The organism is Craterilacuibacter sp. RT1T, from assembly GCF_023502145.1.
Lineage (GTDB): Bacteria > Pseudomonadota > Gammaproteobacteria > Burkholderiales > Chromobacteriaceae > Craterilacuibacter.
This window is the reverse complement of sequence record NZ_JAMFLI010000007.1, coordinates 33,692-57,355: the sequence shown is the minus strand read 5'-3', so window position 1 is coordinate 57,355 and position 23,664 is coordinate 33,692. Positions and strand designations below refer to the sequence as shown.

The window sequence follows — 23,664 nt, the reverse complement described above, 5'->3', positions numbered from 1 at the left end:
TTGGCCGGGTGTTAAATAGAAGCTTCGGTAAGCTGAGCGGTGTCTGCCTGACGGGTAACCAGAATCTGGTCGATCTTGTGATTGTCGATATCGACCACCTCGAATTTATAACCTTCCCATACCACGCAGTCAGTACGCTTCGGAATCTTGCGCAGCATATACATCAAAAAGCCGGCCACGGTTTCGTAGTTTTCATCGCCTGGCAGGTGGTCGATAGACAAAGCCCGCAGTACATCTTCAACCGGCGTCATCCCATCCACCAGCCACGAACTGTCATCGCGCTTGATGATCTGCTCTTCAATATTCTGCCCGACCAGATCGCCCATCACCGTGCTCATCACGTCATTCAGCGTAATCACGCCAACGACCAGCGCGTATTCGTTAAAGATAACGGCAAAATCTTCGCGCGTACTCTTGAAGCGCTCCAGGACCTCGGACAAAGACAGGGTATCCGGAATCATCAACACGTTCTTGATCATGCCGGCCTCTTTCAGCGACATCTTGCTGCCGGAAATCAGGCGGCGCAGGATTTCCTTGGATTCGGCGTAACCGATCACGCTATCTATCGAGCTGTCGCACACCAGAAATTTGGAGTGCGGCTGTTCGGCAATTTTCTGCTTGATACTGTCTTCCGACTCATCCAGCTTGAAAAATACGATGCTCTCGCGCTGCGTCATCGACGAAGGCACGGCGCGGTTTTCCAGCTCGAAAATATTCTCGATGACCTGATGCTCGTTCTTGTGCAGCACACCGGCCTCTGCCCCCGCATCCACCACGGCAAAAATATCAGCCGAGGTAATCACATCCTTGCGTATCAACGGCAAACCCAGCAGACGGAAAATCGCGTTAGCCAGTCCGTTAAATGCCCATACCAGCGGCAACAGGATTTTTACGCAGAACAACATCGGGCGTACCACGCGCACCGCGACCCGCTCCGGCGAAGTCATGCCGATACGCTTGGGCACCAGATCCGCCAACAGGATAAACAGCGAGGTCACCAAGACAAAAGAACAGAGAAAACTCACGGTATCTACCCATGTTCCGGTAGAAAACAGGCGGAACAGCATGGCAAAAGTCGGTGTAAAGGCCGCCTCACCCAGAATACCGCCCAGAATGGCAACGGCGTTCAGACCGATCTGTACCACGGTAAAGAAATGGCCGGGCTGCTCCTGCAGGCGCAACACGCGCTCTGCATTGGCGTTACCCTCATCGGCCATAACCGTCAGACGCATTTTGCGCGAGGCCGCAAGGGAAATTTCGGAAATGGAAAAAAATGCGCTGACCACTATCAGCAACGCAATCACGGCAATATTGTTCAACAGACTCACAAGCTTCACCTCAATCTTGATACGGAGCAAAAACTCATTGGAATAGAGATAACGCATCCGCAAGCCGGAAAGAGTATAGCAAAGCTCGCACCTGTGCCGCCTGCATGCGTACAATTCAAGCACAAAAGCGACGGAGCAAAGACTATGCAATGTGAACTATGCGCCCCAAGCGGGCTTGATATTCTGTATCAGGATGAAAAACTGTACATCATTCTGGTGGATGAGCCGCACTACCCCGGATTTTGCCGGGTCATCTGGAAAGAGCACGTCAAGGAAATGAGCGATCTGGATGTCGCAGACTGCCGCTACCTGCTGGATTGGGTGCTGCGCTGCGAGCGAGCACTCAGAGCCATCATGCAACCGGACAAGATCAATCTGGCAAGCCTGGGCAATGTGGTGCCACACTTACACTGGCATGTGATCCCGCGTTTTAGCGACGATGCCCACTTCCCGGCCCCCATCTGGGCGAGCGCCCAGCGTGCGGGCAAGACCCGGAGCATGCCGGACCTTGCCGCACAACTGCGCTTGGCGCTGACAAGCTAAACGCGCCGGTAAACAAAGCCGGGAAAGATCAGGATATGCTCGAAGGCAGGCGCCTCATCACCTGACTTATGAGCCCCGACCAGCAGCCAGCAGACTTTTCCGGCCCATAACTCGCGATAAACCGGGCTGCCGGCCTGATAAAACAGCAGTTCGCGCCCGGTAAACTGCTCGGACAACAACATGGAATGTACCGGCGCAGGCACCAGCATCGATATCGTCATACTGTCGAGTTCGTCAATCTGTTCCTGCTCTGCCCAGTAAATACCGAACAGCATAATAAAAAAGGGGATCGGTAACATGACCCAAGCCCCGGACAAAAAAAACATCAGGGTCAATACGGCCGATCCGGTCAGGAAAAAACGGCTGCCCATAAGCATGCTGGACTCCGATCACAAGACACCATGAACACTCAATGAAAAACGCCGCCAGACTCGGCGGCGTTTTTAGCCCTAAGGCATTCCGGTCCGTCTAAGGTACCGTAATGGCCGGAATGAATCCGACTCTTTAAAACGGGATAACGACTCCCGTGTTGCCAATATAGGTGCTTATTCATCAGTGTTCTGGGTGAATTTGGGAGAATACGGATTCCGTACGCATCAAATGACTACCCGACGCAAAAAATGCCGCACAAGGCGGCATTTTTACGGTGAAAGATTCACCTCTTTTATTCAATAGACTCGACCGGCTCGGCCTTGGCTTCTGGTGGCGCGATCTGCTCGGCGTAACCGCACTCCTTCTGCGGGCACACCTTCTCGGTACCGCGGCGCTTGGTCACCTTGATGGTCAGAATAGGCCAGTTGCACTTGGGGCAAGGCTCGGCAATCGGCGGATTCCAGGTTGCATACTTGCAATCCGGATAGCGATTGCATGAATAGAACAGCTTACCGTAACGGCTCTTGCGCTCGATCAGCTGACCCTGCTTGCACTCAGGACATTCAACACCGGTTTCTTTAGGCTTTTCCAGTGGTTCGATATGCTTGCACTTCGGGTAGTTGGCACAGCCGATAAACTTGCCATAACGTCCCTTTTTGACCACCAGCTGGCCACCATCCTTAGGACAGACCCGACCCTCGATAATCTCGGGGGCTTCCGGCTCGGCAGCATCCTCGGCACTCTCGTGCAAATCGCGGGTGTAATCGCACTCGGGATAGCCGGTACAACCGATAAAACGACCGCGTTTGCCGAAACGGATATTCAGCGGCTTGCCGCACTTGGGGCAGGCCTCGTCCAGCGCTTCGGTGGTAATCGATTCGCGCGAGATGCCTTCTTTTTCCACCAGTTGCTTATGGAAGCCTTTCCAGAAAGCCTCCATCACCGGCACCCACTGCCGGTCACCGCTGGCAATTTCATCCAGTTGGTTTTCCAGCTTGGCAGTGAAGTTGTAGTCAACGTACTGGCTGAAATGCTCGGTCAGGAATTTATTGACGATCTCGCCGGTATCGGTCGGCACGAAGCGCTTCTTGTCCAGCACCACATACTCGCGATCCTTCAGCGTGGAAATAATGCTGGCGTAGGTCGATGGGCGACCAATGCCGAACTCTTCCAGCGCCTTCACCAAGCTGGCTTCGGAGAAGCGCGGCGGCGGCTGGGTAAAGTGCTGCTCGCCGTAGAGCTTGTCTACCGGCAGCACATCGCCCTCGGCCAACACCGGCAACTTGGCATTGTCTTCGTCCTCGGCGTCATCCACATCTTCCTCGTATACGGCGAGGAAGCCAGCAAACACCTGAACCTGACCGCTGGCGCGGAAGACGCCGGGGCCAACCTGAATATCGACACTGGTGGTATCAAACTTGGCCGGCGCCATCTGGCATGCCAGCGTACGCTTCCAGATCATGTCGTACAGCTTGAACTGATCGGTGGTCAAGAAAGGCTTGAGCGCTTCGGGCGAGCGGTAAATCGATGTCGGCCGGATAGCTTCGTGCGCTTCCTGCGCATTTTTTGCCTTGTTCTTGAACATCACCGGATTCTTGGGCAAAAACTCGCCCTCGAACTTGTGTTCGATATAGTGGCGGATCTCGGTCACGGCCTCGGCCGCCAGCGCCACCGAGTCGGTACGCATATAGGTAATCAGACCGGTCGTACCCTGCCCGCTATCCACACCTTCGTACAGCTGCTGTGCGGTGCGCATGGCGCGGTCGGTGGTCATGCCCAGCTTGCGCACGGCCTCCTGCTGCAGCGTCGAAGTCGTAAACGGTGCCGCAGGGTTACGCGTCTTCTTTTTCTTCTCGATCGCCGACACGACCGCCGGCTGGTCGAGCAGGCGTGCCAGCACCTCGGCTTGCACCGCTTCGCCAGGCATGGCGAACTGATCCAGACGCGCCCCGTCCAGTTGCGACAGCTTGGCGCCGAATTTGGTACGGCCCTTATGGCTATCCAGATGTACCGACCAGTATTCCTGCTCGGTAAATGCCTTGATTTCGTTCTCGCGCTCGCAAATCAGGCGCAATGCCGGGCTTTGCACCCGACCGGCACTCAGCCCGCGACGGATTTTTTTCCACAGCAAAGGCGACAGATTGAAGCCGACTAGATAGTCCAGCGCACGACGCGCCTGCTGCGCATCGACCAGATCCTGTGCAATTTCACGCGGATGGGCAATCGCGTCCAGCACTGCGTTTTTGGTAATTTCGTGGAACACCACGCGCTGCACGGTCTTGCCCTTAAGCAGCTTTTTACTGGCCAGAATCTCGACCAGATGCCAGGAAATCGCCTCGCCTTCGCGGTCCGGGTCAGTGGCCAGATAGATATTGTCGGCCTCGCGCACCGCGGCAACGATGGCATCTACATGCTTGCTGTTGCGCGCGATGAGCTGATACTTCATCGCAAAACCCTTTTCCGGGTCGACCGCGCCATTCTTAGGCACCAGGTCACGCACATGGCCGTAGGAGGCGAGGACTTCAAAGTCCCCGCCCAGATATTTTTTCAGCGTCTTCGCCTTGGATGGCGACTCGACGATCAAGAGGCTAGAAGGCATGTCAGAATCGGCTTTCTTTACCCGTCTTTATGCGGGCGAACACATCCGGTATCCATCAAACAAAACAAGAGCACCCATTATGCCTGCGCTCTTGAATCACATCGCTGGCCATGCCAAGCGGGGGGCGATGGTAAGCCCATCAAGCCGCCACCGGCAAGTTGCCCATGGCAAAAACCTTGCCTGGCGGCTCGCTACCGACTTACTGCATGGTCGGATCGCCATGCACCGCAGCCAGTAGTTCTTCCCCCATTAATACCGGCAGCTCGGCCTGCTGGCTCCACAACACCAGCAAAGCCACCAGTCTTGTCACTACCGGGTTCACATCATCGGCGTCCAGCGCCAGCAAGCGGTCTATCACCAGCTCGCGCTGCGCCGGGGTCAAAGCCTGGTTGTCCTCGAGAAACTGGATAAATCCACGTACTTCTACGCTCAGCCGCTCCTGCTCGTCTTCGCTATAAAAGCGCAGGCCGGAGCCGGCATTCACACCGATAAACGGTTCGGGGTTCATCCCCTCCAGCCAGTCGAGCGCATCGATGATTTCATCGTCCTCGAAGCCGGCGGCTTCCAGCTGGCGCGTCAAATGCTCCCGTTCGGGGCGGGATGCCGGGTCATCGTATTGCTCAAAAAGAAAAGTCAGAACATCAAACATCAAGGGCTTTCGAGAGAGGCAGAGTCAGCGCAGGCGCTGGTAACAGCCACCAGGCAGGCTGGCGACCCTACCCTGTATTTCAAGCTCGAGAAGCATCGGGTAAATCGCCTCTGCCGTCAACCTAAGACGGGCAAGCAAGGTATCCAGTGCTACCGCGTCATAGCCCATTTCCGCCAATAAAGCCTCAATCGCGGGATCATCTACCGAGGCAACATCCTGCTCGGCAGCAGGCTTAGCGGCCTCGGTATCGGCAGCTATCGCCGTGCCGACCTCCTCCAGAATATCGTCCACGCTTTCCACCAGTCTTGCACCCTGCTTGATCAGGCGGTGGCAGCCGCGCGACTGGGGGCTCAGAATGGAGCCGGGCACCGCCATCACTTCACGCCCGGATTCCAGCGACAGGCGCGCGGTGATCAACGAGCCCGAGTCCAGCGTCGCCTCCACTACCAAGCAGCCACGCGTCAGACCGGCAAGAATGCGGTTGCGCTGCGGGAAATGCCCCGCGAGCGGCCCCGCACCCAAGGCAAACTCGGACAGGATCAGGCCATGCTCGGCCAAGCGGTGCGCCAGAGCGCGATTGGAGGATGGATAGACACGGTCTATGCCGGTGCCGATCACGGCGATGCTGGATGCGGGCGTCGCCAGCGCGCCTTCGTGCGCAGCCGCATCAATGCCGGACGCCAGACCGCTGACGATGGTGTAACCCTGCTCGCCCAGTTTTTGCGCAAACAGTCTGGCCGTCTGCAGGCCTTGTGGCGTCGCCCTGCGGCTACCGACCATAGCCAGCATATCCTGTGCCAAGAGTTCACGCCGACCGCGGGCAAATAATAAAGGCGGGGGCGAATCCGACTCGGCCAGCCGTGTGGGATAGTCGTCGTCATTCAGGGTCAGCAAGCTGCAGCCAGCGCCTTGCGCCCATGCCAGTGCTGCCTCGGCAGCACGCCGCCCTTCGCCGGAAAACCAGCTATCCAGCTGCTTTGCATCCAGACAGACCGCGAGTGAACCACGGCTTTCATGTACTGCAACCGAGGCGCTGCCGAAGCAGGCAAGCAGACGCAAAAAACTGGACGGACCGATGCCTGGTGTCAGAGCCAGCGCCGCCCAATCTGCCAGCGCCTCATTCATTCAGGCCGGCCCAGCGTATCGCCGACATTGACGGCCTGGGTCGTATCCAGCAGCAAGCCATAGGACACCTTGTCGAATACGCGGTAAACAAACAGCTGTGAAATTTCAGGCGCAGGCAAAGTCACCTCCTTGCCATCGACCTTCACGCTGCGCGGCTTCTTATAGACACCGAACACATAACCCAGCTCGGCACCATCACGCGCGCCCCGATTGATGACAACACTGGAGTATTGCGCCGCATCGGCGACACCGCCGTAAATAGAGACCACCTTGCCGCCCATGCTAGCCGGGGCTTCGCGCGGCACATAATTAAGCACCGGTACCGTCTGGTACTTGATCAGACGGTCGCCAATGGCAATTTCTTCGACACTGCTTTTCACCTGCAAGGTGCTGACCGTCGTACCCAGATCGGTCACAGCCAGATCGCCACCATAAATAACCTCAAAACCCAGACTTTCCTTGCTATCCGGATCCTTCAGCTCCTTGCCGGTACGAAATGCCTGCCATACCCCGGCACTATCCAGTGGCTGCGAATAAGCGGTGTTGCCTTGCGCCAACACCACCCTATCGTCAGCGCCGGCAATAATACGCGGCGCAGCCGTAAATGCGGCCTGCTCCACCACCAGCGGGCGCTTGAGCAAGGCCGCAATACGAGCGGCCGGAATCGAGCGAATCGCATCCGAGTCTTCCACCCGCACCTGTGGTGACAATTTCACCACACGCTGGCCCTTTTCCAGCCGCAACTTACCCGTTGCCCGGTCCAGCACCAGCACATCGCCCGGATAAATCCAGTGCGGATCGCGGATTTCACTGCGGTTCATTTGCCACAATTGCGGCCAGCGCCACGGGCTGGACAGGTAGCGGCCGGAAATCGCCCACAAGGTGTCCCCACGCTTGACCACATAACGCGCAGGCGCGTCGTCGCGCAGCTTGAGCGTATCGGCCTGCACCATGCCGGCGAAGCTCAAACCCAGGAGTAGCGGTATAATGCGTTGAAACATGGATAATGCCCCCATATAAATGGCACCGGCGCGTATCAGCGGGCGCGTCGTATAATTATTTTGCAAACGGGATAATACCCCTATTATCGTGCGCGCAATAAGCATCAGACAATCTGGAATTAGTTAGCATGGCACTTCTCACTATTTTGCAATACCCGGACGAGCGTCTGCACACCGTGGCACAGCCGGTCAAATCGGTAGATCACACGATCAAGACTCTGATCGACGATATGGCCGAGACCATGTATGCCAGCCATGGCATCGGTCTGGCCGCCACTCAGGTCGATGTACACCAGCGTATCGTAGTGATCGACACCAGCGAAGACAAAAGCGGGCTGACCGCTTTTATCAATCCGGAAATCATCGAGTACCACGGTGAAACCGTGTATGAAGAAGGCTGCCTGTCGGTTCCCGGCATCTACGACAAAGTCACGCGCGCCGAGCGGGTCAAAGTGCGTGCACTAGACCGCAATGGCCAAACATTTGAACTGGACACCGACGGTTTGCTGGCCATCTGTATCCAGCACGAGATTGACCATCTGGATGGCAAAGTCTTTGTCGAATACCTGTCCAAGCTCAAGCAAGGCCGTATTCTGACCAAGCTGAAAAAACGCGACAAACACAATATGTAAACGGGCCGCAGCATACGCCCCACGGGACACGCAATGCCGTGTCCCTTGTCATTTAAAGGACTTGATTCATGAAGCTGATTTTTGCCGGTACACCCGAGTTTGCCGCAGCGGCGCTGGATGCCCTGATTGCCGCCGGCCACGAGATTGCCCTGGTATTGACCCAGCCTGACCGGCCGGCTGGGCGCGGCATGAAGCTCAAGCCCAGCCCGGTCAAGCAACTGGCGCTCTCGCATGGCTTGCGCGTCGAACAGCCTGCCAGCCTGAAAAACGAAGAAGCGCAACAGATGTTGCGCGAGATCGGTGCCGAATTAATGGTGGTGGCCGCCTATGGCCTGATCCTGCCGCAAGCCGTACTCGACATACCGGCGCTGGGCTGCCTGAATATCCATGCCTCGCTGCTGCCGCGCTGGCGCGGTGCTGCGCCTATCCAGCGCGCCATTCTGGCAAATGATGGCGAAACCGGCATTACCATCATGCAGATGGATGCAGGCCTGGACACCGGCGCCATGCTTTCCATCTATCCCCTGAGTATCGGCCACGAGGAGACGGCGATCAGCCTGCACGACAAGCTGTCGGCACTGGGTGCGCGTGCCATTGTCGAAACGCTGGCCACACTGCAGGGGCTCACGGCAGTCACACAACCGGAAGAAGGCGTGAGCTACGCCCAGAAGCTGAATAAAGAGGAAGCACGCGTCAACTGGCAACAGGATGCGGGCACCATCGCCCGCGCCATTCGCGCTTATAACCCGGCACCGGGTGCGCATACCCTGCTGCAGGGCGAGCCGCTCAAGCTCTGGATGGCGCATACCATGGCCGGCACGGCTGCACCCGGCCTCATCGTCGAGGTCTCTGCCGACGGCATTATTGTCGGTAGCACGGAAGGTCTGGTGGTGCTGACCACGCTGCAGGCGGCGGGCGGCAAGCGCCTGCCTGCACGCGAGTTTGCCGCCGGACGCAACCTTGTCGGTGTGCAGCTTGGTGTTTGAAGGGGCGTAGCATGACTGAAAACTGGCTGAAAACCACGCTACTGATGGCGGCCATCATCGCCTTGTTCGGCGTGATCGGTGCGCTTTTGGGCGGCAAGAGCGGCATGCTGCTGGCGCTCATGTTTGGCGGTGCGATGAACTTCTACGCTTGGTGGAATTCGGATCAGACGGTATTGCGCATGTATAACGCGCAAGAAGTCGATGCAAATAGCGCGCCCGAGTTCTATGGCATGGTGGCCGAGCTGGCCGCACGCGCCCAAATACCGATGCCGCGCGTGTATGTGATCCACGAAGAGCAACCCAACGCCTTCGCCACCGGCCGGGACCCGGAGCATGCCGCCGTGGCAGCCACCACCGGCATCATGCGCGTTCTTGACTATCGTGAATTGCGCGGCGTGATGGCACACGAACTGGCACATGTCCGGCACCGGGATACGCTGATTTCTACCCTCTCGGCCAGCATGGCGGGGGCAATTTCAGCACTGGCCAACTTTGCACTGTTTTTTGGCGGGCGCAATAGCGAAGGCCGCGCGGTCAACCCGCTCGCCGCGATGCTGCTCGCCCTGCTGGCCCCCTTGGCAGCCAGCCTGATCCAGATGGCGATTTCGCGCTCGCGCGAATTCGATGCCGATCAGGGCGGCGCCGAGATTTCCGGCGACCCGCTGGCACTGGCTGCAGCATTAGCCAAAATAGAATATGTTGCGCGCGGCATTTTGCTTCCCCAGGCCGAAGCACATCCGGAAACCGCACAGATGATGATTATCAATCCACTCTCCGGCATGGGCATGGACAATCTGTTCCGCACCCACCCGCTGACCGAAGAGCGGATCGCACGGCTCAATGCCATGGCGCGCGGCTACTGACGCGCCGGGCAAACCCCAACACCGGCTCCAGCCTTTCTGGAGCCAGTGAAATTAAAGAGAACACCATGCATCGCACGCAGGAGATGGCCGCGCAAGTGGTCGAACAGGTCGAAAACGGCCGCACGCTAACCGAAGCACTGGCACGCTTGCTACGCGCCGACGCCGACATTTCCACCTCGACCCGCGGTGCGGTTCAGGACATCAGCTATGGCGTGCTGCGCCACAAGGGCGAGTTGAACTACTGGCTGCGGACCCTGGTGCCCAAGCCGCTGCCCTATCCGGCACTGGAGCGTCTGCTGCTGGTCGCCCTGTATCAGCTGGCCTATACCCGTGCCGCGCCTTATGCCGTAGTCGACCATGCGGTCAAGCATGCCGGCCATATCGCCGCTGGCCGCCTCAAGGGTCTGGTCAATGGTGTATTGCGCAATTTCCAGCGCCGCGAACAGGAACTGCGCCAGAGCAGCGCCGGCAATGAAGAAGCACATTACAACCACCCGGCGTGGTGGATACGCAGCCTGCGCCGTGCTTATCCGCAAGACTGGCAGGCGGTACTACTGGCCAGCAACACCCACCCGCCAATGACTTTACGCATCAACGCCCGCCTGGGTGACGCCAAACAGTATCTGGCAAAACTGGAGCAAGCAGGCATGAGCGCCACCTTGCTGGGTAGCCATGCCCTCCGCCTGGCGCGTCCGGTGCCGGTACGCGAATTGCCCGGCTTTGCCGAGGGCGAATTTTCGGTGCAGGATTTTGGCGCACAGCAAGCCGCGCCCATGCTGGACCTGGCCGACGGCATGCGGGTGCTGGATGCCTGCGCAGCGCCCGGCGGCAAAACCTGCCATATGCTGGAGCTGAACGATATTGATGTCACCGCACTGGATGTGGACGAGAGCCGCCTGCTGCGCGTGCACGACAACCTCGCACGCCTCAAGCTCTCGGCCAAAGTGATCGCCGGCAATGCAGGCCAACCCGACGCCTGGTGGGATGGCAAGCCCTTCGACCGCATCCTGGCCGATGTCCCCTGCACCGCCTCCGGTGTGGTGCGCCGCCACCCCGATATCAAATGGCTGCGCCGTCCCGGCGACTTTGCCGAACTGGCCGCCCAGCAGCAGCAACTGGTGGATGCGCTGTGGCCGCTGCTCGCCAGTGGCGGCAAAATGCTATACGCTACATGCTCAATTATGCCGGAAGAAAATGGCCAGCAACTGACGGCCTTTCTCGCCCGCCACGCCGACGCCCGCCTGGTGAACGCAGAACAGCTACTACCTTGCCCAGACCATGACGGCTTCTATTACGCACTGGTTGAAAAAACTTAGCCTAGGCCTGCTGCTTGCCTGCAGCTTGGCTACACCTGTATTGGCTGACGATATCCGGGCGCAAAAAGCCGAAGCCGAGATCAGCGACGGCAAGCTGCAGCTTGCCACCCGCTTTGTCACCGACTTGCCACCGGACCTGAGCGAGGCGCTGCAGCAAGGCGTCCCGTTGACCTTCAAGCTGGAGTTCGATCTGACCCGGCCGCGCGCCTACGCCTATTACACGACCTTGCGCGACTGGTTCGAACCGATGGCGGCGCTGGACTTCCGCCTCAGCTATTACCGCTTCACTAACCGCTACCGCGTCAGCATAGGCTCGCTCTCGACCCACTACGCCACACTGGACGAAGCCTTGCGCGCCGTCGGCAATATCAGCAGCTGGACAGTGCTGGATGTATCGGACTGGGATAGCAGCGAAACGCGCCGTCTGGCCGGGCGCGTGCGCCTGTCGCTGGACATCGGTGCCCTGCCCAGACCGTTTCAGCTTAATGCCTTTGGCTCACGCGACTGGACGCTGGCGTCTGACTGGACAGACGTCAAATTCAACAGGAAATAAGCCGCATGCGCTCTTCCATCGTTGCTATTGCCATTGTGGCCATCGTCCTGCTGTATTTGCTTGCTATTGCCACCGGCAATACCTCGTCACTCTCCAGCTATTACTGGCCGGTCTTTGCCCTGAACAGCCTGCTGCTAGTGGGCCTGATTGCCGTGGTCGCACGTCAGGTGCTGCGCCTGCGCCGCCGGGTCAAGACCCGGGTGTTCGGCGCCAAGCTGATGCAGAAAATGGTGGTGATGTTCACCATCGCCGCGCTGGTGCCGGGCATGCTGGTTTTTACCGTGTCGGCGCAGTTCCTGAACCGTAGCATCGAGAGCTGGTTCAATGTGCGCGTAGAAAATGCGCTGGACCGGGGGCTGGATCTGGGGCGTAATGCGCTGGGTTATGTTCTGTCCGACCTGTCGCGCAAGGCGCGCGTCATCAGCAATGAAATTGCCGATCAGCCGGATGACACCGTTTCCTTGCGCTTGTCGCGTCTGCGCGAACAAATGGGCGTACAGGAAGTCTCCGTCTTTGACCGCAATGGCCGGCTGATCAGTTTTGCCGGACCGGATACCGCCAGCTATTTGCCGGAGCTACCCTCCGCTACCCAGATTCGCCCCCTTAAGTTGCGTGAGCCGCTGCAAAGCATAGAGACCAGCCGTGACGGCAACATCATGCTGAAAGTGCTGCTCAGCTACCGGAATTACGATACCGGCGCACTGCAGATACTACAGATACTGCAGCCGGCTCCCGAGACGATTGCCCGCGATGCCGACCTGATCGAAGACGCGCGCACCGAATACAGTCAGTTGCTTTTGGGGCGGGACGGGCTGAAAACCTTCTATACCTTGACCCTGCTGCTGGTCTTTCTGCTCGCCATTACGGCAGCACTGGCCTTCGCCCTGTATTTTTCCGAGCGCATGTCGGCACCACTGTCCGAACTGGCTGCCGGCACCCGTGCCGTAGCACAGGGCGACTTTTCCAAACGCCACCCGGTGTACCGGCGTGACGAGTTGGGCATACTCACCTCGATGTTCAACCGCATGACCCAGCAACTGGAAGAGGCGCGCCAGACCGCCGAAGAAAGCCGCCACCAGTTGCAAAGCAGCAAGCTCTATCTGGAGAGCATTCTGGCCAACCTGACCGCCGGCGTCATCGCCTTTGATCAGCAAGGCCGTCTTCGTGCCGCCAATAGCAGCGCAGGAAGAATTCTGGGGCAAGATTTTTCCGAACTGGCACCCTATGCCCTGCCCGAATGGCCACGCCACGCCCCCATGCTGGCACCGCTAATCGATGTGATCGATGGCGAGGGCAGCAGCACGCATAATGACTGGCAACGCCAGATCGAGTATGCCCACAGCCAGGGCAGCCGCACCCTGCTGGTCAGGGTATCGCGCCTGCCCGAACGCTCCGATGGCGGCTATGTTGCCGTGTTCGATGACATTACCGAACTGGCGCGCGCCCAGCGCGATGCCGCCTGGGGTGAGGTGGCCAAACGGCTGGCGCATGAAATTCGCAACCCGCTGACACCGATCCAGCTCTCGGCCGAACGCATGGCCATGAAGCTCTCTCCCAAACTGGAAGGAGCGGACGCCGACCTCTTGGCACGGGCAACCGATACCATCATCAAGCAAGTAGCTGCACTCAAAGGCATGGTCGATGCTTTTCGCGACTATGCCCGCGCGCCGCGTACAAAACTGGTACCGCTGGACCTGAACGAAGTCGTGCGGGCCGTGCTCACCCTGTATGAAGGCAGTACTCCAGTCAGCCTGGACCTTGCAGCCAAGCCGTTGAAGATAATGGGAGATGAGGCCTTGCTCAGACAAGTTTTGCATAACCTGCTATTGAATGCACAAGACGCAACCCTTGACGTTGGCATGCCAATCATTCACATTAGCAGTCGTAACGAAGAGCGGCAGGCTCGAATCGTCATAGAAGACAATGGTTCAGGCTTTGCCGCCGATATCCTGACTCGTGCATTCGAGCCCTATGTGACAAGCAAGACCAAGGGTACGGGACTTGGCCTTGCCGTCGTCAAAAAGATTATTGAAGAGCACCATGGTCAGATTAGCTTGGCCAACGCCGACACCGGTGGCGCCCGCATTCTGATCGCTTTGCCCTTGTTGGAGAATTAATGCGTAGCAGCGATATTTTGATTGTTGACGATGAGGTCGGTATCCGCGAATTGCTATCGGAAATCCTGCAGGATGAAGGATATACCGTGGCCGTCGCTGAAAATGCAGAAGTAGCGCGTCAGCTCAGAAATCAGACCCGTCCTGCGCTAGTCCTGCTCGATATCTGGATGCCGGACTGTGATGGCGTCACCCTGCTCAAAGAATGGGGCAAGTCCGGCCAGCTCAATATGCCGGTCATTATGATGTCCGGCCATGCCAGCATAGATACCGCCGTCGAGGCCACGCGCATAGGTGCATTCGACTTTCTGGAAAAGCCGATCGCTCTACAAAAGCTGTTGTCCACGGTACAGCGTGCCCTCAAATATGGCGATATGCAGGCCAATACTTCGCTCAATCTGGACAAGCTGGGCAAAAGCGAGCCGATACATGAATTGCGCCGCCAGCTTGAGCGCGTCTCAAAAATCAAATCTCCGGTCTTGTTGACCGGGGAGCCTGGAGCCGGCTTCGAGCTGGTCGCCCGTTTTTTCCATCATGGCAGCGCGCCCTGGGTCACCCCAGGCAAGCCCGAGCAGCTGGCGGATGCACCACTGGAGCTCTTGCAAAAGGCGAATAACGGCGTGCTCTATCTGTCCGAAATCGGCCAGTACAACCGCCGCATCCAGCAAGGCCTGCTGTTTCTCTTGTCCAAACTCGACCGCTTTAATGTGCGTCTGGTCTGCTCGTGCAGCCGCCCGCTACAGGAGTTGCTGGTCGATTCCGAATGCGACAACCGTCTGCTGACCGCCTTATCCAGTGTGATCATTCCAATCCCGCCACTGCGCGAGCATTCGGAAGACATTATGCTGATCGCCGAGCAACTGCTGACCGAGCAGATCGAATCCAAGCAGGTACCGGCACGCAAGCTGACCACGTCCGCGCTGAATGCCCTGCGCCAATATAACTGGCCGGGTAATCTGGAACAGCTCAAAGGCATCATCAAGAGCTTGGCATTGACGGCGGAAACCGATGCCATCGATGCCCCCGAAGTCAATAAGGTATTGGCCCAGTTTCGCCACGACAAGCCGGTGGAGGAAAGCGGTTTTGATTTCACCTTGCCACTGCGCGAGCTACGCGAGCAGCTGGAGCGCCGCTATTTCGAACACCATATTGCACTGGAAAACGGCAATATGAGCCGGGTCGCGCAAAAAGTTGGTCTGGAACGCACCCACCTCTACCGTAAGCTAAAACAGCTGGGCGTGCGTTTTACCCGCAAGCAATTGGAAGAATAAAGCACCATCCCCAAAAAAAAGCCTCCGCGAGCAATCAGGCGGAGGCTTTTTTTGACCGGAACAATCAGAGCTACAAACTCTGCGCAATCAGCTGCTTGATTTCATCAAAGTTCATCACCCCGACGTAGCGCTTGACGATATTGCCATCGCGATCAATCAGAAAGGTCGTCGGCGTCAGCTCCACATCGCCAAATGCCTTGGCAATCGCACCATCCGTATCCATCACCACCTTGAACGGCAAGGCATTCTTGTCGGCATAGGCTTTAACATAATTGGGCGGATCGTAACTCATGGCCACGGCAATGGTCTCGAAGCCTTTTGCCGCATACTCTTTGTACATCTGCTGCATATGCGGCATCTCTTCGATACAGCCTGGACAACTGGTTGCCCAGAAGTTGACCAGCACCACCTTGCCTTTGAGATCAGCCTGGTTCAAGGTTTCACCGGACAAGGTGGTATAACGCACATCAGGCGCGGCATGGCGGGATAAGGTCACCCAAGCCACAGCGCCTGCCAAGGCCAACACCAGTACGACAGCAAGCCACTTTTTCATGCCACGCTCGCCGTATCTTCCTGCAAGCCCTGCAGCAAGGCCAGCAATTCGCCATCGATAGCGACGGCCTTGCCCTGACGACTGTCAAAAGCGACAAAGGTCACATCCGCCTCGGCGACCAGCTTGCCGCTGCCTTGCAGCAGCACCCGCTGGTGCATGACCGCCGAGCGATTGCCTAAAGATTTAACCGAAGTCTCGATCGCCAGCTCATCACCGATGGTCGCCGCATGACGGTAGTCAATATTGATATTGACTACGATCAGGGCGAGGCCGGAATTCATAAAGCGCGGCAGATCCGATTTATCTTCGAAGAAACTCCAGCGCGCTTCCTCCAGAAACTCGAGATAACGGGCATTATTGACGTGGCTATACAGATCCAGATGATAGCCACGCACCTTGATATGCGTAGTGTGAGCCATGATTTCCCCTTGTTGCCGACTGTTATTATTTAGAGATCAAACGGGCGGAAAGCTTCGCGCTCCAGCGCCTCATCCACCAGATCGGTCACGATGGGGTGGATTTCAACATCGAACCAGGCCTGAAACAGGGTGATATCGCGCTGCTGCGGCCACAGCGTCTCATCCGCACACCAATCGGCCAGCTCAGCCTCGAATAGCATGCCCAAGCGCTCCGACATAAAGCCGGCCACCATATCCATATCATCGGCAGGCGGAATCAGCAGCGCATTGGCGCTGGCACGTAAAGCCTCCAGCGAGACCTCTTCCGGCTGGCTGCCAGGCAGTGCACACAGCCAGTCAAGAAAGGGCTGGCGCGGTTTGAGCAGCACCAGCGAGCGGTTTACTTCATACATAAGAGATCCTTGACTCAGCGGGTTGAGAGTTCATTGTCGGAGGTAAAACTCCATTTTCGTGCGATTTCCAGCGAACCGAACTTGGCGGCAAGACCCGGCGGAAACGGTGCAAACGGTGAAGCCATGCGTACGATATGCAGCGCCGCCTCGTCCAGCACGGGCTGACCCGAGCTGCGTAAAATACTGACACTAAGCAAGCGCCCATCAGACCCCAGCACGGCCTTGAGTACCAGTGAGCCAAACAGACCCTGGCGGCGAGCCTCGTCCGGATAATTCAGCTTGCCGATGCGCTCTATTTTAAGGCGCCAGTCCTCGGCATAGCGCGCCCATTCGACCCCGCGCGCGCTCACGCCGAACACACCCCGTTTGGGGGCGGCATCATCAAAAGAAGTACGCGTTCCGATCTCGCCCTGCTGCTGTGCGGCCAGCTCCCGTGCCTGTGCCAACAAGCTATCGGTACTCGGCAGGGACTCCCCCTTCCCGGCAATCGCATAGCTTGCATGATCCCGGGTCAGACGCTCATGCCGGACCGTTGCCTGGGCGCGCCCATCAGGCGCCACACCACTGCCGGAGACCACAGGCCTAGGCTCGGCAGGCGACATGGCACGGGACTCAGGCACGGCCGTACCGCCGCCGAGACTATCGGCCTGTGCCAGCTCACGCGTAGCTTCTGGCGGTTTTTCCAGTGTGGGTTTATGCAGCAGGCTGACCTTAAGCTCGGACATGGAGGCGCTACTGCCAGTGAAGGGCCGCAACGATACCGAAGGCCAAGCCAGCAAGATCAAATGCAGGGCAAGCGACAGTAGCAGTGCAACCTTGATAAAGGTGGCACTGCCAATACGCAATGCAGGCGTGAAATGCGGAACGGCACTCATCGGACTACACGCATGCAAAAAGTAAAAATAGGCATAGCGCCCAGTTTAACGCACCAGAAGGCTACGCAACATCCATGCAGTCTTTTCATGCACTTGCAGACGCTGGGTCACCAGATCGGCTGTGGCTTCATCGGCACACTGCTCGATCAGCGGGAACAGCGCGCGTGCGGTACGGCATACGGCCTCATGCCCGGCCACCAGCTGGGTAATCATTTCTTCGGCCTTAGGCACGCCCTCGGCTTCAGCAATGGACGTCAGCGCGGCAAACTGGCCGTAGCTGCCCGGCGCAAAGTGGTCGAGTGCACGAATACGCTCGGCAATCGGATCCACCGCCAGCCACAATTCGTTGTACTGCTCTTCGAACATCAGGTGCAGGGTGCGGAACATCGGGCCGGACACATTCCAGTGGAAGTTGTGCGTCTTCAGGTAAAGCGTGTAGGTGTCTGCCATCAGTTTGGACAAACCATGCGCAATGGCCACGCGGTCTTCAGTCGAAATGCCGATATCCATGAGTCAATCTCCTTGGGGGGTCTATGGGAATGTGCTCTAAACTACGCCTTTTGAGCGTACGTCTTGCAAGCGATGAAACTCTGGTTAAGCCAGCACACACAAGCGGTGCGCCTGACACTACATGTCCAGCCCGGCGCCAAGAAAACCGAATGCGCCGGCGAACATGGTGATGCACTGAAAATACGCCTGAACGCACCGCCGGTCGATGGCAAAGCCAATCACGCACTTATCGCCTGGCTAGCCAAACAACTAGGTTGCCCCAAACGCAATATCACCTTATTAAGCGGCGAAAAAAGCCGCCACAAAATTATCGAAATCAGCACCAGCCTGACGCCGGACGAGGTGCTGATAGCGCTGGGTTATTTGTGCAAGTGACGGTCGCGATCCACGGTCTCGTCTACCCGCGTGTATTCGCCTTCAATTGCACCATCGGAAGGTGCCGCACCATCCGGCATGCGCACCTTGGGGCCCGGTCCGGAGAGTGGCAGCAGCAGAATGATGGCCAGCACATCGCTAATCACGCCGGGAATCAGAAACAGTACCCCGGCCAGCAAGTAGCGGACTGGCCACAGCAGCGAATAAATGGAAACATTACCCTTCTGGTTGAACAGCGCACCCAAAGTCAGCAAAGTGCCGATGCGCTGGTTACGCAGCATGGCAATACCGATCAGTGCGCTACACAGCACCCAGAATAAAACAAAACCACCACCCAGCTTGTCGGCCATATAAACCAAGGACGCAATTTCCACAAACGGGTAAGCAAGAATAATCAATAAAATAGCGCGCATGAAATGGAAGCACCGATGAAAATACTGTTTGTCGTCTGCAATACGCCGAATGAGGCGATTGCCATGAATATAGCCCGTACCGTTGTGGGTGAAAAACTGGCCGCCTGCGCCAATGTGCTGCCACCTTGCCGTTCGGTCTACCGCTGGCAAGGCCAAGTGGAAGAGGCAGAGGAAGTCCCCCTGTTGATCAAGACCACGGCTGCCGCGTACGCACAACTACAAAGTCGGCTGGTCGAACTGCACCCGTATGAGGTACCGGAAATCATTGCCCTGCCGCTGGAAGCCAGCCTTCCCGCCTATCTTACATGGGTTACAGAGCAAACACTTTCAAGCCCCTGAAACACCATTACATCATTGGATTGGCAAAAGGAGCAACGGTTCCAACAGATAAAGGAGAATGCCAAAAGCCTGATTCGTCCGAAAGCGGTTGACTGGGCGGCGCGCTATCGGTATAGTCTCGTTCTCTCTTGTGAGGCATTGGCGCAAGCCGGTAAATCATAAAAGAAACCCTGGTTTTATCGGGGGTCGTTAGCTCAGTTGGTAGAGCAGCGGACTTTTAATCCGTTTGTCGCAGGTTCGAATCCCGCACGACCCACCAAAAAAATCAGACCCCGGCGTTATTGGGGGTCGTTAGCTCAGTTGGTAGAGCAGCGGACTTTTAATCCGTTTGTCGCAGGTTCGAATCCCGCACGACCCACCAAAAACCCAAGCTTGTCTTGGGGTCGTTAGCTCAGTTGGTAGAGCAGCGGACTTTTAATCCGTTTGTCGCAGGTTCGAATCCCGCACGACCCACCAGAATTTCAGACTGCAAGCCTGATGATTCGGCTAGCAGTCTTTATTACATCTACTATTGATGTAACCCGGTTTACCGGGTCGTTAGCTCAGTTGGTAGAGCAGCGGACTTTTAATCCGTTTGTCGCAGGTTCGAATCCCGCACGACCCACCAGTACACGCCGCTAGCGCGGCAGAAAAATCCCCTGGCAGATCACTTTGCCAGGGGATTTTTCATATCCATTCCGGCTGGCCGCCTGCCCCTACTGTCTGCGATAATCAACCAAACACTCAAAAATGGACTCTCGCATGCCCCAAAAACTACTGTTCTTGCTACTGAGCGGCTTTGCCGCAACGTGCTTTGCCGGCGTCAATGAAGACCTGCTGTCCGCACAAATGGCCTACCAAAGCGCCGATGGCAATCTGAAGAACAGCCAGTTGCGCATGCAAGCCAGCAAGGGCAAACACACACTGGCCGAACAGCGCCTGGCTGACGCGCAAAATGCACTTGCCAACGCCAGTGCCGAACTCGCCAGCGCCCAAAGTACACTCACCGCAGCAGAAGAGGCCATGAGCCATGCCACCCGCCAGTTGCAGCAAGCCTGGCAAAACAAGGAAGCCGCCCAGTAAGGCCGGCCTCCCCGCAACATCAGGCGTCGACGCCATAGCTGGCGCGATAGGCCTTGACCGCATCCAGATAGCGGACCAGCTCGTCGCTACCTTCGATAAAGGTCATCAGATCGCCCAGGTTGGCGATGGCGACAACCGGCAGGCCGTACTGCTGTTCGACTTCCTGCACGGCGGACAAAACGCCGGTGCCGCGTTCCATGCGATCCAGTGCGATAGCCACGCCGGCAGGCTCGGCACCTGCGGCGCGGATCATCGCGATGGACTCGCGCACCGAAGTACCGGCGGTGATCACATCGTCGATAATCAGTACCTTGCCCTTGAGCGGCGCACCAACCAGTACGCCGCCTTCGCCATGGTCTTTGGCTTCCTTGCGGTTATAGGCAAAAGGTAGGTTGCGCCCTTTTTCTGCCAGCGCCATCGAGGTCGCTGCCGCCAGGATAATGCCCTTGTAGGCCGGGCCAAACAGCATGTCGAATTCGATGCCGCTAGCCTGGATCGCATCGGCGTAAAAACGCGAGAGCGCCAGCGTACTGGCGCCATCATTGAACAGGCCGGCATTAAAGAAATAAGGCGACTTGCGGCCGGCCTTGGTGGTGAATTCACCAAACTTCAGCACCTGGCCTTCGAGTGCAAAACGAATAAAATCCTGTCGAAAATCGCTCATAACCCACCCCTCAAACTGGACACAGCCTTGTACGGCCAAAAAATTTGCCGGCAAGGATAACACGGGAGAACCGCTTGCTTCGAATCGTTTCCGCCAACCTTAACGGCATCCGCTCGGCGGATAAAAAAGGCTTTTTCGACTGGATGGCCAAGCTGAACGCCGACTTTGTCTGCGTACAGGAGCTCAAGGCACAAGCCGCCGACTTGTCGGCACGCATGCAAAGTGCAGACGGCATGCAGGGCTATTTCCACTACGCAGAAAAAAAGGGCTATAGCGGTGTTGGCGTCTATACCCGGCGTACACCCGATGCCGTTATCGAAGGCTTGGGCATAGACTGGATTGACCGTGAAGGACGCTATCTGCAGCTGGACTTCGGCCCGCTCTCGGTCATTTCGCTCTATCTGCCATCCGGCTCCAGCTCGGACGAACGCCAGCAGGTGAAATTCGATTTTCTCGCCGTATTCCTGCCCCACCTGGAAAGCCTGTACGCCAGCGGCCGCGACGTGGTGATTTGTGGCGACTGGAATATCGCCCACAATGAAATCGACCTGAAAAACTGGAAAGGCAATCTGAAGAATTCCGGCTTTCTGCCCGAAGAGCGCGCATGGATAGGCGATCTGTTCCAGCGGGTAGGCTGGGTCGATGTATGGCGCACACTGTACCCACAAGCACCCGGCTATAGCTGGTGGAGCAACCGTGGCCAGGCCTATGCCAAGGATGTGGGCTGGCGCATCGACTACCAGATTGCCACCCCGGCACTGATGGCTTGCGCCCAAAATGGTCACGTCTATAAAGACGAGAAATTTTCCGATCACGCGCCGCTGATCATCGACTACGACTACCCGGCATGATGAGCTTTATCGAAGACGACGACGTTTATCTCGTCACCGTCCCCGGCTGGGGCGGCTCGGGCGAGCGCCACTGGCAGACATACTGGGAAAAAAGCTACCCGCTAGCCTGGCGCGCCGAAATGCCAGACTGGCTGCAGCCCGAGCGCGAAGCCTGGCTGGCGGCGCTAAGCGCCACCCTCGCCAGCTGCCCGGGGCAGGTGGTCATTGCCGCACACAGCCTGGGTTGCCACAATGCCGTCGCCTGGCTGCTGTCGCGCTCGCTCGCCGAACGCCGCCAGCTCAAAGGCCTGCTGCTGGTTGCGCCACCGGCGCTGCCGATTGCCCCAGAGATCGCCGGCGCTGCCGGGGTGCTGCCACCCGGTGCGCAACTGCCGGCCTTTACCGGCTTTGATGCACCCTGGCTGCAAACCCTGCCCTGCCCCACCATTCTGGTTGCCAGCCACAACGATCCGTTCTGCCCCTACGACAGTGCGGTCATGATGGCGCAGGCGTGGGGGGTGCAACTGATCGATGCCGGCCATGGCGGCCATTTGGGGGATACGGCAGGCTTGGGCGCATGGCAAGCCGGGCAGAAACTATTACAACAACTGATGCTGGGCTAGGCGGCAAGGGGCGGCGCTTGCGCCACCCGCTAATCAGCCTCCCCGCCCCAGCATAAAGGTGGCGCGCCGCTATAGAGATAGCCCCAGTCGCGCGGCAAGGTATTGTTATTTCCCCTGGACACCAGCATCTGGTGAATATCAAGATCGCCGCCGCGAAAGGCGGCCGAACTGCCGCGCAGATACATCGTCCACATGCGCGCAAAGCGCTCGTCGAACATGGACACGACCTCGCCATACACCGCCAGGTAACGCGTCAGCCAGCACTGCAAGGTACGCGCATAGTGCAGGCGCAGGCTTTCCATATGTACCAGCTTAAAGCCATGCGCCGGCAATGAAGACACCAGTGTTTCCGGCGCGGGGATATGGCCGCCGGGGAAGATGTATTTCTCTATCCATGGATTGGTTTCGCGCGATTCCGGCCCGGTAATGGTATGCAGCAGCATCAGGCCGCCAGCCTGCAGCACACCGGATGCACGGGCAAAAAAATCTTCATGGTGCCCCTGCCCGACATGCTCGAACATGCCGACGCTGACGATGCGGTCAAACTGTTCGCGCCGGCCATCCAGATCAAGATAATCCATCAGGCGGATCTCGACCTGATCGGAAAGACGCGCACGGGCAACGCGTTCGCGCGCCCCCTCATGCTGCTCGGCCGACAGGGTAATGCCCAGCACCCGCGCCCCGCGCTGTGCCGCCGCCAGCGCCATCCCGCCCCAGCCGCAGCCTATATCCAGGACGCGCATGCCGGGACGAATGGCCAGTTTATCCAGACTCAAGGCGATCTTGTTGCGCTGCGCCTGTTCCAGCGTGTCGTCGGGATGACGGAAATAGGCACAGGAATAGGTCCAGCTCTCGTCCAGCCACAGGCGGTAAAAAGCATTACCCAGATCATAATGGCGGCGCACATTGTTTTGCTGGCGCTCGCGCCGCGCCTGCAGGCGCTCGCCTATCCAGCCCAGCGCCCGCGAGGCACTACGCCTAAACAGCGTGCCCTCACTGGCCACCATGGTTCCCAGCAGCGCATCCCACGAGCCTTCTATCTCGAGCACGCCATCCATATAACACTCGCCCAGATAGACGACCGGGTCTTCCAGACGGGCCGGTGGCGGACGGGTAAAGTTCAGCACAAAAGCACTTTGCCCCTGCTCGCCATAGCGGGCGGTTTCACCATCCCAGTAATGCACGGCAAATGGCGCACCACGCAAACCGGCAAATAACTGCTGCAGAACCTGCTTGATCATATGACCTCCCGGCGTC

At 57.9% G+C, this 23,664-nt stretch carries 27 protein-coding genes and 4 tRNA genes; 17 read left to right on the top strand and 14 right to left on the bottom strand.

Translation table 11 applies throughout. The features are described from left to right. Window positions 1–11: 11 nt before the first annotated feature. Complete coding sequence (gene paeA, locus M3P88_RS11435; protein ID WP_249616172.1) at window positions 12–1,328, bottom strand: polyamine export protein PaeA; 1,317 nt, start codon at window positions 1,326–1,328, stop codon at window positions 12–14. 144 nt (window positions 1,329–1,472) lie between these two features. Here paeA and M3P88_RS11430 point away from each other — a divergent pair, with 144 nt between their 5' ends. Continuing rightward, a complete protein-coding gene (locus M3P88_RS11430; protein WP_249616171.1) occupies window positions 1,473–1,871 on the top strand; it encodes an HIT family protein in 399 nt (132 codons plus the stop codon). Here M3P88_RS11430 and M3P88_RS11425 read toward each other — a convergent pair. The 5 genes from M3P88_RS11425 to M3P88_RS11405 form a co-directional block, all read right to left on the bottom strand. Continuing rightward, window positions 1,868–2,170, bottom strand: coding sequence for a hypothetical protein (locus tag M3P88_RS11425; RefSeq protein ID WP_249616170.1), 303 nt, complete (start codon window positions 2,168–2,170; stop codon window positions 1,868–1,870). The genes M3P88_RS11430 and M3P88_RS11425 overlap by 4 nt on opposite strands. Window positions 2,171–2,535: 365 nt before the next feature. After that, entirely contained in the window at window positions 2,536–4,842 is a 2,307-nt protein-coding gene (topA, locus tag M3P88_RS11420) for a type I DNA topoisomerase (RefSeq protein ID WP_249616169.1), read from the bottom strand. 199 nt (window positions 4,843–5,041) lie between these two features. Further along, entirely contained in the window at window positions 5,042–5,491 is a 450-nt protein-coding gene (locus M3P88_RS11415; RefSeq protein WP_249616168.1) for a Smg family protein, read from the bottom strand. Between the two features lie 24 nt (window positions 5,492–5,515). Beyond that, complete coding sequence (dprA, locus tag M3P88_RS11410; protein WP_249616167.1) at window positions 5,516–6,616, bottom strand: DNA-processing protein DprA; 1,101 nt, start codon at window positions 6,614–6,616, stop codon at window positions 5,516–5,518. Then, window positions 6,613–7,617: a LysM peptidoglycan-binding domain-containing protein gene (locus M3P88_RS11405; RefSeq protein WP_249616166.1), complete on the bottom strand. Its 1,005-nt coding sequence runs from the start codon at window positions 7,615–7,617 to the stop codon at window positions 6,613–6,615. The genes dprA and M3P88_RS11405 overlap by 4 nt, the downstream gene beginning before the upstream one ends. 128 nt (window positions 7,618–7,745) lie before the next feature. Here M3P88_RS11405 and def point away from each other — a divergent pair, with 128 nt between their 5' ends. From def to M3P88_RS11370, 7 genes are all read left to right on the top strand, one after another. Next, window positions 7,746–8,249, top strand: a complete 504-nt coding sequence (gene def, locus M3P88_RS11400; protein WP_249616165.1) for a peptide deformylase — start codon at window positions 7,746–7,748, stop codon at window positions 8,247–8,249. 68 nt (window positions 8,250–8,317) lie between these two features. Then, on the top strand, window positions 8,318–9,235 hold the full coding sequence (gene fmt / locus M3P88_RS11395; RefSeq protein WP_249616164.1) for a methionyl-tRNA formyltransferase: 918 nt from the start codon (window positions 8,318–8,320) through the stop codon (window positions 9,233–9,235). Window positions 9,236–9,246: 11 nt separating this feature from the next. Beyond that, a complete protein-coding gene (gene htpX / locus M3P88_RS11390; RefSeq protein WP_249616163.1) occupies window positions 9,247–10,098 on the top strand; it encodes a zinc metalloprotease HtpX in 852 nt (283 codons plus the stop codon). A gap of 65 nt (window positions 10,099–10,163) precedes the next feature. After that, window positions 10,164–11,414 (top strand): 16S rRNA (cytosine(967)-C(5))-methyltransferase RsmB, encoded by a 1,251-nt coding sequence (rsmB, locus tag M3P88_RS11385; protein WP_249616162.1) that lies wholly within the window; start codon window positions 10,164–10,166, stop codon window positions 11,412–11,414. Further along, on the top strand, window positions 11,377–11,967 hold the full coding sequence (locus M3P88_RS11380; RefSeq protein WP_249616161.1) for a DUF4390 domain-containing protein: 591 nt from the start codon (window positions 11,377–11,379) through the stop codon (window positions 11,965–11,967). Before rsmB ends, M3P88_RS11380 begins: the two co-directional genes overlap by 38 nt. Before the next feature lie 5 nt (window positions 11,968–11,972). Continuing rightward, window positions 11,973–14,084 (top strand): sensor histidine kinase, encoded by a 2,112-nt coding sequence (locus tag M3P88_RS11375; RefSeq protein WP_249616160.1) that lies wholly within the window; start codon window positions 11,973–11,975, stop codon window positions 14,082–14,084. Further along, on the top strand, window positions 14,084–15,352 hold the full coding sequence (locus M3P88_RS11370) for a sigma-54-dependent transcriptional regulator (RefSeq protein WP_249616159.1): 1,269 nt from the start codon (window positions 14,084–14,086) through the stop codon (window positions 15,350–15,352). Before M3P88_RS11375 ends, M3P88_RS11370 begins: the two co-directional genes overlap by 1 nt. Window positions 15,353–15,422: 70 nt before the next feature. Here the strand turns inward: M3P88_RS11370 and M3P88_RS11365 are convergent, their stop codons facing one another. Genes M3P88_RS11365 through M3P88_RS11345 form a run of 5 tightly spaced genes read right to left on the bottom strand, consistent with a single transcriptional unit; the run spans window position 15,423 to window position 18,101 of the window. Continuing rightward, window positions 15,423–15,905 carry a peroxiredoxin family protein gene (locus M3P88_RS11365; RefSeq protein WP_249616158.1) on the bottom strand — a complete coding sequence of 161 codons (483 nt, stop codon included), beginning with the start codon at window positions 15,903–15,905 and terminating at the stop codon, window positions 15,423–15,425. Next, on the bottom strand, window positions 15,902–16,324 hold the full coding sequence (locus M3P88_RS11360) for an acyl-CoA thioesterase (protein ID WP_249616157.1): 423 nt from the start codon (window positions 16,322–16,324) through the stop codon (window positions 15,902–15,904). The genes M3P88_RS11365 and M3P88_RS11360 overlap by 4 nt, the downstream gene beginning before the upstream one ends. A 29-nt stretch (window positions 16,325–16,353) precedes the next feature. Beyond that, window positions 16,354–16,716, bottom strand: coding sequence for a VacJ (locus M3P88_RS11355; protein ID WP_249616156.1), 363 nt, complete (start codon window positions 16,714–16,716; stop codon window positions 16,354–16,356). A 14-nt stretch (window positions 16,717–16,730) separates the two neighbouring features. Then, entirely contained in the window at window positions 16,731–17,591 is an 861-nt protein-coding gene (locus tag M3P88_RS11350; RefSeq protein ID WP_249616155.1) for an energy transducer TonB, read from the bottom strand. A gap of 45 nt (window positions 17,592–17,636) precedes the next feature. Beyond that, window positions 17,637–18,101 carry a Dps family protein gene (locus tag M3P88_RS11345; RefSeq protein WP_249616154.1) on the bottom strand — a complete coding sequence of 155 codons (465 nt, stop codon included), beginning with the start codon at window positions 18,099–18,101 and terminating at the stop codon, window positions 17,637–17,639. A gap of 72 nt (window positions 18,102–18,173) precedes the next feature. Between M3P88_RS11345 and M3P88_RS11340 the strand changes: the two genes are divergently transcribed. Next, on the top strand, window positions 18,174–18,476 hold the full coding sequence (locus tag M3P88_RS11340; protein WP_249616152.1) for a DUF167 domain-containing protein: 303 nt from the start codon (window positions 18,174–18,176) through the stop codon (window positions 18,474–18,476). Here the strand turns inward: M3P88_RS11340 and M3P88_RS11335 are convergent. Then, window positions 18,461–18,889, bottom strand: coding sequence for an FxsA family protein (locus tag M3P88_RS11335; protein ID WP_249616151.1), 429 nt, complete (start codon window positions 18,887–18,889; stop codon window positions 18,461–18,463). The two genes, M3P88_RS11340 and M3P88_RS11335, sit on opposite strands and share 16 nt — an antisense overlap. A 15-nt stretch (window positions 18,890–18,904) precedes the next feature. On the opposite strand from M3P88_RS11335, the gene cutA reads away from it, so the two are divergent. The 6 genes from cutA to M3P88_RS11305 all read left to right on the top strand — a co-directional run bounded on the left by cutA (window position 18,905) and on the right by M3P88_RS11305 (window position 20,290). Beyond that, window positions 18,905–19,228, top strand: coding sequence for a divalent-cation tolerance protein CutA (gene cutA, locus M3P88_RS11330; protein WP_249616150.1), 324 nt, complete (start codon window positions 18,905–18,907; stop codon window positions 19,226–19,228). Between the two features lie 183 nt (window positions 19,229–19,411). Further along, window positions 19,412–19,487 (top strand) — tRNA-Lys (locus M3P88_RS11325). Window positions 19,488–19,513: 26 nt separating this feature from the next. Beyond that, a tRNA-Lys gene (locus M3P88_RS11320) sits at window positions 19,514–19,589 on the top strand. Window positions 19,590–19,608: 19 nt separating this feature from the next. Beyond that, window positions 19,609–19,684 (top strand) — tRNA-Lys (locus M3P88_RS11315). 75 nt (window positions 19,685–19,759) lie between these two features. Next, window positions 19,760–19,835: transfer RNA gene (locus M3P88_RS11310), tRNA-Lys, on the top strand. Window positions 19,836–19,969: 134 nt separating this feature from the next. Then, window positions 19,970–20,290: an efflux RND transporter periplasmic adaptor subunit gene (locus tag M3P88_RS11305; RefSeq protein ID WP_249616149.1), complete on the top strand. Its 321-nt coding sequence runs from the start codon at window positions 19,970–19,972 to the stop codon at window positions 20,288–20,290. 19 nt (window positions 20,291–20,309) lie between these two features. On the opposite strand, the gene pyrE is transcribed toward M3P88_RS11305, so the two are convergent. Next, window positions 20,310–20,954 carry an orotate phosphoribosyltransferase gene (gene pyrE / locus M3P88_RS11300; RefSeq protein ID WP_249616148.1) on the bottom strand — a complete coding sequence of 215 codons (645 nt, stop codon included), beginning with the start codon at window positions 20,952–20,954 and terminating at the stop codon, window positions 20,310–20,312. A gap of 74 nt (window positions 20,955–21,028) precedes the next feature. Between pyrE and M3P88_RS11295 the strand changes: the two genes are divergently transcribed. Both M3P88_RS11295 and M3P88_RS11290 read left to right on the top strand, forming a co-directional pair. Beyond that, window positions 21,029–21,805 carry an exodeoxyribonuclease III gene (locus M3P88_RS11295; protein WP_249616147.1) on the top strand — a complete coding sequence of 259 codons (777 nt, stop codon included), beginning with the start codon at window positions 21,029–21,031 and terminating at the stop codon, window positions 21,803–21,805. Then, window positions 21,802–22,407: an RBBP9/YdeN family alpha/beta hydrolase gene (locus M3P88_RS11290; protein ID WP_249616146.1), complete on the top strand. Its 606-nt coding sequence runs from the start codon at window positions 21,802–21,804 to the stop codon at window positions 22,405–22,407. Before M3P88_RS11295 ends, M3P88_RS11290 begins: the two co-directional genes overlap by 4 nt. Before the next feature lie 29 nt (window positions 22,408–22,436). Here the strand turns inward: M3P88_RS11290 and M3P88_RS11285 are convergent, their stop codons facing one another. Next, window positions 22,437–23,648 (bottom strand): SAM-dependent methyltransferase, encoded by a 1,212-nt coding sequence (locus M3P88_RS11285; protein WP_249616145.1) that lies wholly within the window; start codon window positions 23,646–23,648, stop codon window positions 22,437–22,439. Window positions 23,649–23,664: the final 16 nt, after the last annotated feature.